Raw genomic sequence first — 11,567 nt, 5'->3', positions numbered from 1 at the left:
TAACGTTTTTAACTTTTTATGTTTGAACTTAATTATTTGATTGTTAAGTATTTATATTGTTTTTGATCTTCTCATTTTGAAGTCGCTCAGATTGCTGTAGGGAAAGTTTTTTAGTGCGAAAAAAGTTTGTCATATTTGCCCCGTCCAAACATTGTTTCAAGTTCCTGCCATGTCCTAGTTAGCGAATTTGAAAATGGAAAAAACTAAAAAATATAGGGGTTAAAAATGTCTTACCTAAAGAAAAGCCTACTTGCTACGGCAATCACAGGCATGATGTTCAGTGGTGCTGCATTTGCTGATGGTGCAAACAGTGACGCAGCAAAAGAGTTCCTAACCAAAGATTCATTCTCTTATGAAGTTTACGGGATCATCGCGATGCAGGCCGCGTACCGCGATTACGATTCTGGCAACAAAGCAACGGACGATGATCTAGGTGGCATGCAGCTAAACAACGAATCTCGCATCGGTTTCCGTGGTAAAAAACAATTTGCTAACTTCGGTCCTACTTTTATTTGGCAAATCGAAGGTGGTTACGTTGACCCTAGCTTTGGCGGCGAGGGTGCAGGTCTTGGTGAACGTGACACATTCGTCGGTTTTGAAAGTGCATCTTGGGGTCAAGTTCGTTTAGGTCGTGTATTAACACCGATGTACGAATTGGTTGACTGGCCTGCATCTAACCCAGGTCTCGGTGACGTTTACGACTGGGGTGGTGCAATTGGTGGTGCTAAGTATCAAGACCGTCAATCAAACACCATTCGTTGGGACTCGCCAATGTATGCGGATAAATTCTCTCTAGATATTGCGGCTGGTGCAGGTGACAAAGCGGGTCTGGGTGAAGGTGATGACTACTGGGGTGGTATCGCAGCGCACTACAAAATTGGTCCAATTCAGTTAGATGCCGCATACGAGGGTAACCGTAACATTAAGATGGAAGGCCAAACGTGGGAAAACAACACATACTTGGTGGGTGCTCAAGGTTGGTTTGATAACGGTATTTCTTTCTTCGCGCAATACAAATACATGGAAGCTGACGCAAGCAACGGCGTGAGTGAGAAGCAAGACGCAATGTCTGCCGCTATCATGTACACCACAGGTGATTGGCAATACAAACTGGCTTACGCAGCGAACTTTGATCTAGAGCGTGATGGTAAGACAATTAACGATACAGCAGACGATGTACTATCTGCACAAGTTATGTACTTCGTAGACCCATCGGCAGTGCTTTACGTACGTGCTCGTACTCTAGACTTTGGCGACGGTGCATATCAACTGGATAAACCAACAGAAGCGCGTTGGAAATCTGCGGACTACGATGAGTTCTCTGTGGGTGTTGAATACTACTTCTAATAAAGAAGCAGCTAAAAGGGCGGAAACGCCCTTTTTGTCTTGATACTGATTCAAATAAGCCTTTGGAATGACGGGCCTGTAAGTTTCAGAGGCTTATCTAAATTAGTATAAAGTGAGAAACCACGATGAAAAAAACAACGACACTTCTCGGACTTTGCGCAATGCTTTCTGCGCCTGCTTTTGCTGCTCAACTGACTCTGCAAGCTGAACTGGTTCCTCGCGTTCTCAACGGTGAGTTCGTGTACCCTGAGTGGATTTCCAAAAATAACAGCATCGAGCTGAAGGACGGGGAAAATCAGTTGGCGGTGACGGTTGGACAAATTGTCTTTGAAGATGGCAAGCGCCGTAAGTTCGATTCGCAGCCACTGGTATTAGAGTTTGAAGCAGAAAAAGACGCCGAACTATCGCTGACTTACAAAGCGTTCCGTACCATCGAAGAAGCGAAAGCTTTTGAACTCGATCCAAAAGTGGTATTGAAAGACAAACACGGAAAAGAAGTGGCATTCTCTATGGTTCAACTTCGTAAAGGTGGCTTGCAAGGTTTTCGTGATTACGAGCGAGAAGTGGCTGACTATAACAATGCAATGAACAAAGAATCGACCAAGGCAAGCATTGCGTCTTCTCCGGCGGAAACCAAAACAATCAAAGCATCGTTTAATGAGTTAAGCCGTGAAGAGCAGCAAGAATTTATGCAATGGGCGATGCGTAACCTGAAGTAATTTCGTTCTGCACTTTAACAGTAAATAGGAGGGCAGTACCTTTATTGGTGCTGCCCTGTTTGTATTTCTGGTGTCAAACCGATTGTAGAATTGACTTACGGTGGTAAAATGTCGCCACTTTTATCCTTGACATTACAACGAGAGATCTCTCGTTGCTCATTACCCCTAAGGAACTCAAATGACGGTTAAAACTCGTTTTGCTCCTAGCCCAACTGGCTATTTACACGTTGGTGGTGCGCGTACTGCACTTTACTCTTGGCTATACGCTAAAAACCAAGGTGGTGAATTCGTTCTACGTATCGAAGATACAGACCTTGAGCGTAACTCTCAGGAAGCGGTTGATGCAATTCTTGAAGGCATGGAATGGCTAGGCTTGGAGTGGGATGAAGGTCCTTACTACCAAACTCAACGTTTTGACCGTTACAACGAAATGGTTGATAAGCTGTTGGCAGAAGGCAAAGCTTACAAATGTTACGCGTCTAAAGAGCTGCTAGATGAAATCCGTGCAGAGCAAGAAGCAAACAAAGAAATGCCTCGTTACGATGCGAACCATCCAAAAATCAAAGCGGCAAACGAAGCGGCAAAAGACGGCGACCCATGTGTTATCCGTTTCCGTAACCCAAAAGAGGGCAGCGTAGTATTTGATGACCAAATTCGTGGCCGTATCGAAATCCGCAACGATCAAATGGATGACCTAATCATTCGTCGTACTGACGGTTCACCTACTTACAACTTCTGTGTAGTAGTGGATGACTGGGACATGGGTATCACTCACGTTGTTCGTGGTGAAGACCACATCAACAATACGCCTCGTCAAATCAACATCTACGAAGCACTAGGTGCGCCAGTACCAACGTTTGCGCACTGTGCAATGATCTTAGGTGATGACGGTGCGAAACTGTCTAAGCGTCATGGTGCAGTATCAGTCATGCAATATCGCGATATGGGTTACCTGCCTGCAGCACTAAACAACTACCTAGTGCGCCTAGGTTGGTCTCATGGCGACCAAGAAATCTTCTCTCAAGAAGAGATGATCAACCTATTCAGCCTAAATGCAGTATCTAAGTCAGCGTCTGCCTTCAACACGGACAAACTGCAATGGTTGAACAACCATTACATCAAGAACTCAGATCCTGCGTACGTTGCAGAGCACCTACAATGGCACCTAGATCAACAAAAACTAGACGTAACGAATGGTCCTGCTATCACTGACGTGATCAAGCTAGTGGGTGAGCGTTGCAACACGCTGGTTGAGCTAGCTGAGCAAATCCGTTACTTCTACGAAGATTTCTCTGAGTTTGAAGCGGGCGCAGCGAAGAAACACTTACGCGGTGTGGCTAAAGAGCCTCTAGAACTCGCTCTAGCGAAAGCTGAAGCACTGACCGAGTGGACAACAGCAAACATCAAAGATGGTGTTATCGCAGCGGTCTGTGAAGAGCTAGAAATCGGCATGGGCAAAATCGGTATGCCATTACGTGTTGCTGTAACAGGCGGCGGTCAGTCTCCTTCTGTAGATGCAGTAATGGAACTGGTTGGTAAAGAGCGTTGTGTTGCTCGTATTAAGATGGCGCTTGAGTTCATTGCTGAGCGTGAAGCAAACGCATAATTGCTTTGAACTAAAGGTTCTTTTGAATAAATAGTCACAAAGCCGCGGTAAACACCCGCGGCTTTTTTGTATCTGAATCCTAGATAATGAGAAATCTTCTCATATGCCGGTGAAGGATGTGGTATTTAGGACCGTAATTCACCTAGGTATGGATAAGATTTTTTAATCCAAACATCGTTGGCATGAATAAAAAACGAGCGATTATATATCAAATATCTGATTGATTTTTATCCACCTTCCTTAAAGTTCCCTTTTTGTTGTCTCATTTTTAAGAAAAAACTTTGCTTAAGTTGTAGTGTTCCAGAAAATAAGGCAAACGTTTGCGTTGTGATTGTGTGGGGATTTTTTTGCTTAAGATCACATGTTGTTGAGATTTTTGATGACAATAAATTGACAGAATTGGGATTTTTCTCGTGATTTCTTAGCGTTATAGTTCACCCCGTCAGTGATACCGAGATGGCGATATGTATCACTGAACAGGAAATGTACGTAAGTAGCTTCCATAAAAAAAATGCATGTGCATAAAAAGAAGCTGACTAAGTATCTCACTCAAGGAATGAATAAAAAGAATTGAAATACAACGTCAGTCAGACGGCGCATTTCGGCATCTAACAAAAGAACTTCTTTAGAGGAATCAATAATGAAAAAATTAGCAGCGGTAATTTCAGCGTCTCTACTTATGGCTTCAGCAGCACAAGCAGAAGTATACGTTGGTGGTAAGATGGGTAAGTCATGGATGGAAGACGCGTGTGTAGCGGGCCAGGCTTGTGACAAAGACGACTCTACTCTTGGCGCTTTTGTTGGTTACGAAATGAATAAATACTTCGCAGTAGAAGCAGGTTTCGACAACATCGGTGATTTTAACCAAACTTCTTTCGGTGGTCATGTAGAAGCAATCACTCTTGCACCTAAATTCAGCCTACCAATCACTGAAGACATCGCACTTTACGGTAAAGTGGGTGGCGCTTACGTAATGTTTGATGGCAAAGATGATTACTCTTACCTAGGCGCAGCTGGCCTTGAGTTCAACCTAAGCCAAAACGTAACTGCTCGTGCGGAATACCAAACTCTGACTGATATCAGCAACGATGTAACTCGTGCGACAGGTAACACAGCAACACTGGGTGTTTCTTTCAAATTCGGTGGCAACGATGAGCCAGTAATCGTAGAAGAGCCAGTTGTTGTTGAAGAAGTGGTTGTAGAAGAAGTGGTAGAAGAGCCAGTAGTTGTAACGAAAACATTCGAAACTCAAACAATCGGCACTGGTAGCTTTGATCTAAACAGCACAACTCTAAAACCAGAGAGCGCTGCAAAACTTGATAACCTAGTTGCTTTCCTAAACGAGCACCCACAAGCGAACGTTGAAGTTGTAGGTTACACAGATACTTCTGGCCCAGCAGCTTACAACCTAAAAGTTTCTGAGAAACGCGCTGAATCTGTAGCTAACGCACTCGTTGAAAAAGGCATTGATTCATCACGTATTCAAGCTCGTGGCGAAGGTGAAAACAACCCAATCGCTTCAAACGACACTCGTGAAGGTCGTCAGCAAAACCGTCGCGTAGAAATCGTTGTTCCAGAATTTGAATACCAAGTTCAGCAATAAGCTTCTATCCGACCGTAGTATAGAAGACTAAAGCTGAAAGCCCCAAAGAGTTCGCTCTTTGGGGCTTTTTCATTTCTATTTGAAACGGACTGAAAAGTTAAAAACGGTAAACATCACTTGAGGTCAATGCTGTTTAAGCGCCCCATGAACGTTAGGATTTCCAAGTTGTCTTTATGTGCTTCTAGCAACGCTTTTTTGGTTTGCATGTAGGCGGCAAGCTTGCCGTATTTACTAATAGAGCGAACCACCGTTTTGTATTTGTAGTCACCGTCGTCATTGAACTCTCGCCACTTAGCGATGTAACACGTATCTCGGTTATCTGGGTTTTCAAGAGTGGGGTTAGGTTTGTGAACAATTTTTGGCTCAACGCTGTGTGGGAGTCTGGTCATGAGATAAGGATCCTTCAAAAGACGTCGCCAAAATTTGCCCCACATTTGCCGGCCTAATTCGTTTCTCAGCTTAATGGCTTTTTGTAAGCCTTTCTTTTCTCCAATACGAACAAACCCAACCGAGCGGTGCAATACCGTGTCCTCGGGGGTATGGATATGAATCTTAAAGGCAGTCTTGCCTTTAGAAATAAAGCGGTGTCCAGTGTTAGTTATTAAATTGCTCTTAGACATAGTGCTAACTAATAATTTTATTAATAGCTAAAAGGGTAAGCAAAACTCATAGATAATTAAAGTAATAAAATACAAAACTGTAAATAGGGCTTGTTGAAATGATTTCAAGGGGAAGAGGTCGGAACAGTAAAAGGTTTTATCTCGTCGAGTAAAGGAGCGAGGCGATCATATTGATTACTGAGGAAATTGTTTCACACGTTACTTGGAAACGCTCTGTGAAGCTCGAAATAGTGGATACAAAAAAGCCTTAGCTCAAGTGGGAGCTAAGGCTATGATATGGCGCCCCCAGTAGGATTCGAACCTACGACCTGTCCCTTAGGAGGGGACTGCGCTATCCAGCTGTGCCATGGGGGCGTAATACCAATAGTTGCAGTTCATTGAACCGTTTTACTGAATGCAAACCTAGCAACTTTGTTTAGGTCTTTATCAGCATCACTTTGAACGACTTACTACGGTCATTGGTATAATCAAATAAGATGCGCTGCCTATGATATTCAAAAGTGAGCATATCTCAAGACTTAATGTTTGCTTTTATAGGATCTTGTTCATTACGTCGCCAATTTGAACACTAGACGCTAAATTTGGCTGATCAATCGTCAGCTCGGCTTCGTGTTCGTATATACGTGATACCGTCAATGTAATTTCACTTTGCGATACTTTATTTCTTGGTAATCCGTTTTGGTCGATAAATGATGCGGTGTGCCAAAGTTGCAATTTGTCTCCCTCTTTTACGCCATGCATACGGCCGAGATCTATCGTTACGGTATTGCCGAAGACTGCGATGACCTCTGGCAGCGTAATTTTGCAAGACAGCTCTGACTCTAGATCCAGCATTATATTGCGACTAACGCGTAGCATCATCTCGCCATAGGTCGACGCCCAAAAGCGCGCACTGCGAGTATCCACTTGGCTCGTTTTGGCAAATGGCCAACGCGCCACTTCACGGTAGGCTTTGTTGAAGACTTCATGGCCAGTTTTACCATCAAATACTTTCATCTCTAACGCAAACTGACGATTGATGATGTCATCTTGCAGTAGTTGAGATTCGACCGTCGCAGTGAGATCAGTAATGACTCCCCCAATGATGTATTGTGCGCCGTTGTCTTGCGCGATCATTTGAGTACGAGCGGGATAGTTACTGCTAATTGAATAGTCCGTTGTACCCACAGATACAAAGCTGCGAGAGGTTTGATCCAACTGGCGATTCACCACGCGGCTAAAATCGTCACCCACTTGGTAAATCTGTCCCATCACCGCTTGTTGTGGTGAGGCAACCTCAATATTGCCGACAAGGATCGTCTTTTTGTATTGATCGGTGTGGCAACCCGTTGCCGATGGATAAATATCGACGCGAATTTTTACCTCGACTTTACCTCGACGTTTACGTTCAGACTCGACCAAAATGTAACGGACTTCATGGTTGGTAAACTGGTACTCGTTACGGCTTTCCTCTAATAGCGGCATCAAATTGCTAATACTGCCAATATCTGCGCCCGAAAAATTGACGGCTTTGAACAGCGCGTCTTCCAACGCATGGAGCCTTGCCGTCTCATCTGAAGAAACGATAGTGGCAACGCCTGTTACTTCATACCAAGATGCCATTACTTTAAAAGGCACAAGCATCACTAAAGTGATTGAAAACAGACTGTTTAATATTTTTTTCATTGATTACAACCGTTCGGGTATAAATATTGCTTTAACAATTTCAGTGAAGTTTGGTGGATTTTTCTTCGTTAGGCAAACAAAGAAAAGCAAAGACTGTTCCAATATTCACTTTCTTAGAAAGGAATTAATCAAGAACGGTATCACCTCAGATTATCTGGAGAATCAAACCATGAAAAAGTGGCTTGTCGCCGCATCGATGATGACGCTTCTGACATCGTGCGCGTACTCACCGATTTACAATGGTAAAGAACCGTACTCGGGAAGCCAGTTCATGCTTATGGATAGTCCACGTCATACGATGGACTTTTTCATTGAAAGCATGACCGAAGACCTGATGGTTTCTAATGTGGCGGTATCTGCGCGGACACCGATTGCGATTACCTCGTTTGTTGATCTACAAAATATGGATGCAACAAACTGGTTAGGTAACTCGGTCTCGGAAGGTTTTATCCATCAGTTCCAGCGCCGAGGGTTTAAAGTGGTTGATTTCAAAACTACGGGCTCTATCCAAGTGACGCAGCAGGGCGATTTTGCTTTAAGCCGTGATTGGCAAGATCTGGCGCAAGAGCAACAAATTCAGTATGTACTGACTGGCACGATGCTGCGCCAAGAGGGCGGGGTGCTGGTCAACGCACGTGTGGTCGGTATGCAGAGCCGTGTAGTTGTAGCGACTGCGCAGGGTTTCCTTCCGGCTGACCGTATTGGTCGTGACTTAGATACGTTAAACAGTATCCGTACGCAAGATGGCGTGTTGATTCGCTCAGACCCAACCATTCGTCAGCCGTACACTGTGATTCTGCGTCCATAGGATAGAAGCATGAAGAAGTTATTATTTATTATTACCACACTGGTATTGGTGGGGTGTCAGCCATTACAACAGATGCGTCAAGATGAAATCTTAGTGGCAGTGGGTTACGCCAGTGTCAGTGAGCAAACAGGCCGCACAGTAGAAGAAAAGCGTGTACGAGCGATGCGTGCATCAAAAATTGATGCGTACCGTGAACTGGCAGAACAAGTGTATGGTATGCGTGTTAGTGGACGTGCAGAACTGCAAGACCAGCGTTTAGGTATTGAGAGCACTACAGGCGCGGTTGATGGTGTGATTCGTGGTGCGGAAGTTGTGCGTAGTTATCTTGTTGAGGACAGTTACGTTACAGAGTTGCGTCTTGATATTCGTAAAATGGATAAGCTACGTGATTACGGAGAAGTTCAACAGGTGCCTGAGAAGCGTCAACAAACCTTGTTCTAATGCCCTAAGCGCATTACTTCAGAAGACCAGATAATCTTTCCCGCGGCTGATTGGCAACAATGAGTCGCTTTTTTATATCTACATTCTAGAGATGGTGTGGGCCAGGAGTGACGTTTAGGCTTTTATATTGGTGCCAAGTGTCGAAATAGTGTGGGTTTTGCCACCGGCATTGTAGGTCATGCCCACTTTGCCATGAGTTCGCTGAAGCATGTTATTGAGTTTATTGAAACTCAGCTGTGCGCGACTAAGCGATTCACCATTTACTTTGTTGACTTGTTGACAGTCGAGGACGATCGATTGGATTTGAGCAACAACCTGACTTAGGTGCTCATCTTCAGTAAGTTGATTGACGTGCGGGTGAGAGGCGATTCGCTGATCAGTCGTTCTAAGCTGATCAATGAGTGTCATCTTCTGTTTGGCAATATTCTCAATCTCGGTAGAGACACGCGCAGTTATCGCTTGTGTTTCTTGACGCAAAACAGCAGAAAGTGCCTTAGCATTTTCTAGTTGGAAATTGACGAGATCGACTAATGCTGCCATAAAATACTTACCTTCGGCCTAAGTCAGTTAGCTTTTGCCTTGCAATTCGTTTTCAAACTTAATCATGTTGTCGGCCAATTTTTCAGGATCGACTTTGTATGAACCGTTTGTGATTGCTTCTTTGATTGCCGCCACTTTGGCGCTGTCATAGGCCGGAGAAGCTGCCATATCTTTTTGGAGTTTGCTAACGGCTTTGCTTTGCTGGCTGAGTGATACAGCGTCTTGTTGTGCGGGGGCTTTTTTCGATTCAGTCGTGCTGGTAGCATTGGAATCGTTACGCGCAGGTGCACGACTTGTCGTCGTCATCATTTGCCCTGAACGTATATTATCTATACCTGCCATGTTTAACCTTTGCCTTGTATCGTAATACTGGTATCCAGACTATCGACCAGTGCAAAAATAACTTTAGTCATTTTTTGCATTTTTATTGATCAGTTTAAACACGCTACCAGTGGGTGTTAAAAATTAACAGTGATTTCCGCAATGCCAGTCACTATGCCTTCTATTATACGCTGTGACTTATCATTTTTCACTCTTACTTGATCGCCAGCCGCACCATCTTGCAATGCAGTGCCTTGCGTGGTGATTGTCATGCCAGAATTCACCGCTTTGATTGTGACCTTTTCATTCCGGCAAACGACACAGACATCATTACGCTCAACAACATCACCTAGGCGAACGTTGCGTTTTAGCTTTGCGCCAACCACTTGATCGTAGTTAGAAAAGCCATCTTTGCGAAAGCGCTGTAGCTCGATCATGGAAGTGGTGACATCCGACGCGCTGACGATTTCTCCTCTCCCTAGTGTTCGTGTTGCGACGATCATTGGCACCGATACTGAGATCCTCACAGGGACATAGACTTTCCAGTCATCCGGTGGGCATTCCACTAGAACATTGATGTTGCTTCGAGTACTGCTGGTGGAAGAAGCTGACGTATCTAGGGGCACTGGGCAATCCGTTGCTTTTATTCTCGAGTCGATATCTGCCGCATTAACAGATAGCTCGCCACCATCAGGCTGATCAACTGTAGCAAGAATATGTTGTTCTGCTGCCGTTTTTATTTGCTCGATCTGATTATCTGAAGCTGAATGAACAAAAAAGCTAAACATACTGAGCAAAATGCCGATAGACTTAGCGTACTTTGTAATTAGCGCTCTACATATTGTCATAGTCAATGGTGTCGAAGTGAAAGTGAAATACGCCATACTGTCTCCCTGGTATCGTGCTTGCCAGTGGTAGAGTATCATTTAAAAACAAAAAGTTTGAGATGGAGATGAGCATATGACGGGGATTCTTGACTCGGTGAATCAGCGTACGCAACTCGTCGGTCAGAACCGATTGGAATTATTGACCTTTCGACTGATGGGCCGACAGCGCTACGGCATTAACGTATTCAAAGTGAAAGAAGTACTGCAGTGCCCTAAGCTGACTTCAATGCCAAATCTACACCCGCTGGTAAAAGGTATCGCTCATATCCGCGGCCATACCGTGTCCGTTATTGATTTGAGCCTGGCAATTGGTGGCCGCCCAACCACTGATCTGGATAAATGTTTTGTTGTTATCGCAGAATTTAACCGTACGATCCAAGCATTTTTGGTATCATCGGTTGAGCGTATTATCAATATGCATTGGGAAGCGATTTTGCCACCGCCAGACGGTGCGGGTAAAGCGCACTACTTGACCGCAGTGACGAACATCGACAACGAGCTGGTTGAAATCCTTGACGTTGAAAAAATCCTGGCAGAGATTGCGCCGGTTGATGAAACGATGGATTCCGCTATCGGTGAAGAAATCGCGCAAGCAGAACAAGAAAAGCCTATTGTACGTCGTATATTGATTGCTGATGACTCGACTGTCGCGCGTAAACAGGTAGAGCGTGCGATTACATCCATCGGTTTCGAGGTCGTATCTGTCAAAGATGGCAAAGAAGCGTACAATAAGTTGATTGAAATGGCTCAAGAAGGCAATATCTACGATCAAATTTCGTTGGTTATTTCCGATATTGAAATGCCAGAAATGGACGGCTATACCTTAACGGCTGAAATTCGCAGACATGCCGATTTGAAAGACCTTTATGTTATCCTCCATTCTTCATTAAGTGGTGTATTCAACCAGGCTATGGTTGAGCGTGTAGGTGCCAATACCTTCATTGCGAAATTTAACCCAGATGAATTGGGTAACGCGGTTAAATCTGCATTAACACAATAAAAGAGACATT

12 protein-coding genes and 1 tRNA gene are annotated in these 11,567 nt (G+C 44.3%); 7 read left to right on the top strand and 6 right to left on the bottom strand.

Annotated elements, in window-relative coordinates; translation table 11 throughout:
• Positions 1-225: 225 nt before the first annotated feature.
• The 4 genes from chiP to NB463_RS23755 all read left to right on the top strand — a co-directional run bounded on the left by chiP (position 226) and on the right by NB463_RS23755 (position 5,275).
• Positions 226-1,347, top strand: a complete 1,122-nt coding sequence (gene chiP / locus NB463_RS23770; RefSeq protein WP_006743034.1) for a chitoporin — start codon at positions 226-228, stop codon at positions 1,345-1,347.
• A 125-nt stretch (positions 1,348-1,472) separates the two neighbouring features.
• A complete protein-coding gene (locus tag NB463_RS23765; RefSeq protein ID WP_012842058.1) occupies positions 1,473-2,066 on the top strand; it encodes a YccT family protein in 594 nt (197 codons plus the stop codon).
• Positions 2,067-2,244: 178 nt separating this feature from the next.
• Complete coding sequence (gltX, locus tag NB463_RS23760; protein WP_005393148.1) at positions 2,245-3,672, top strand: glutamate--tRNA ligase; 1,428 nt, start codon at positions 2,245-2,247, stop codon at positions 3,670-3,672.
• A gap of 640 nt (positions 3,673-4,312) precedes the next feature.
• Positions 4,313-5,275, top strand: coding sequence for an OmpA family protein (locus tag NB463_RS23755; RefSeq protein ID WP_006743033.1), 963 nt, complete (start codon positions 4,313-4,315; stop codon positions 5,273-5,275).
• A 113-nt stretch (positions 5,276-5,388) separates the two neighbouring features.
• Here NB463_RS23755 and NB463_RS23750 read toward each other — a convergent pair whose 3' ends face one another.
• The 3 genes from NB463_RS23750 to NB463_RS23740 all read right to left on the bottom strand — a co-directional run bounded on the left by NB463_RS23750 (position 5,389) and on the right by NB463_RS23740 (position 7,560).
• Positions 5,389-5,895 (bottom strand): hypothetical protein, encoded by a 507-nt coding sequence (locus tag NB463_RS23750; protein WP_031780328.1) that lies wholly within the window; start codon positions 5,893-5,895, stop codon positions 5,389-5,391.
• A gap of 277 nt (positions 5,896-6,172) precedes the next feature.
• Positions 6,173-6,249, bottom strand: a tRNA-Arg gene (locus tag NB463_RS23745).
• Between the two features lie 177 nt (positions 6,250-6,426).
• Entirely contained in the window at positions 6,427-7,560 is a 1,134-nt protein-coding gene (locus NB463_RS23740) for a flagellar assembly protein FlgT (RefSeq protein ID WP_258430366.1), read from the bottom strand.
• A 169-nt stretch (positions 7,561-7,729) separates the two neighbouring features.
• Between NB463_RS23740 and NB463_RS23735 the strand changes: the two genes are divergently transcribed.
• A complete protein-coding gene (locus NB463_RS23735; protein ID WP_005382013.1) occupies positions 7,730-8,368 on the top strand; it encodes a FlgO family outer membrane protein in 639 nt (212 codons plus the stop codon).
• Positions 8,369-8,377: 9 nt separating this feature from the next.
• Complete coding sequence (gene flgP / locus NB463_RS23730) at positions 8,378-8,809, top strand: flagellar assembly lipoprotein FlgP (protein WP_053807681.1); 432 nt, start codon at positions 8,378-8,380, stop codon at positions 8,807-8,809.
• Between the two features lie 114 nt (positions 8,810-8,923).
• Here the strand turns inward: flgP and NB463_RS23725 are convergent, their stop codons facing one another.
• From NB463_RS23725 to flgA, 3 genes are all read right to left on the bottom strand, one after another.
• Positions 8,924-9,349 (bottom strand): flagella synthesis protein FlgN, encoded by a 426-nt coding sequence (locus NB463_RS23725; protein ID WP_012842057.1) that lies wholly within the window; start codon positions 9,347-9,349, stop codon positions 8,924-8,926.
• A 27-nt stretch (positions 9,350-9,376) separates the two neighbouring features.
• The gene (gene flgM / locus NB463_RS23720; RefSeq protein WP_005382018.1) at positions 9,377-9,691 is read right to left on the bottom strand and encodes a flagellar biosynthesis anti-sigma factor FlgM; all 315 of its coding nucleotides are present in this window, start codon (positions 9,689-9,691) and stop codon (positions 9,377-9,379) included.
• Positions 9,692-9,807: 116 nt separating this feature from the next.
• Positions 9,808-10,554: a flagellar basal body P-ring formation chaperone FlgA gene (gene flgA, locus NB463_RS23715; protein WP_005393139.1), complete on the bottom strand. Its 747-nt coding sequence runs from the start codon at positions 10,552-10,554 to the stop codon at positions 9,808-9,810.
• Positions 10,555-10,630: 76 nt separating this feature from the next.
• Between flgA and NB463_RS23710 the strand changes: the two genes are divergently transcribed.
• Positions 10,631-11,557 (top strand): chemotaxis protein CheV, encoded by a 927-nt coding sequence (locus NB463_RS23710; protein WP_005382022.1) that lies wholly within the window; start codon positions 10,631-10,633, stop codon positions 11,555-11,557.
• The last annotated feature ends 10 nt before the right edge of the window (positions 11,558-11,567 follow it).

The organism is Vibrio sp. RM-41-2B (assembly GCF_024744415.1).
In the GTDB taxonomy this organism is placed as follows: domain Bacteria; phylum Pseudomonadota; class Gammaproteobacteria; order Enterobacterales; family Vibrionaceae; genus Vibrio; species Vibrio diabolicus.
This window is presented reverse-complemented; position numbering and strand designations above follow the sequence as displayed.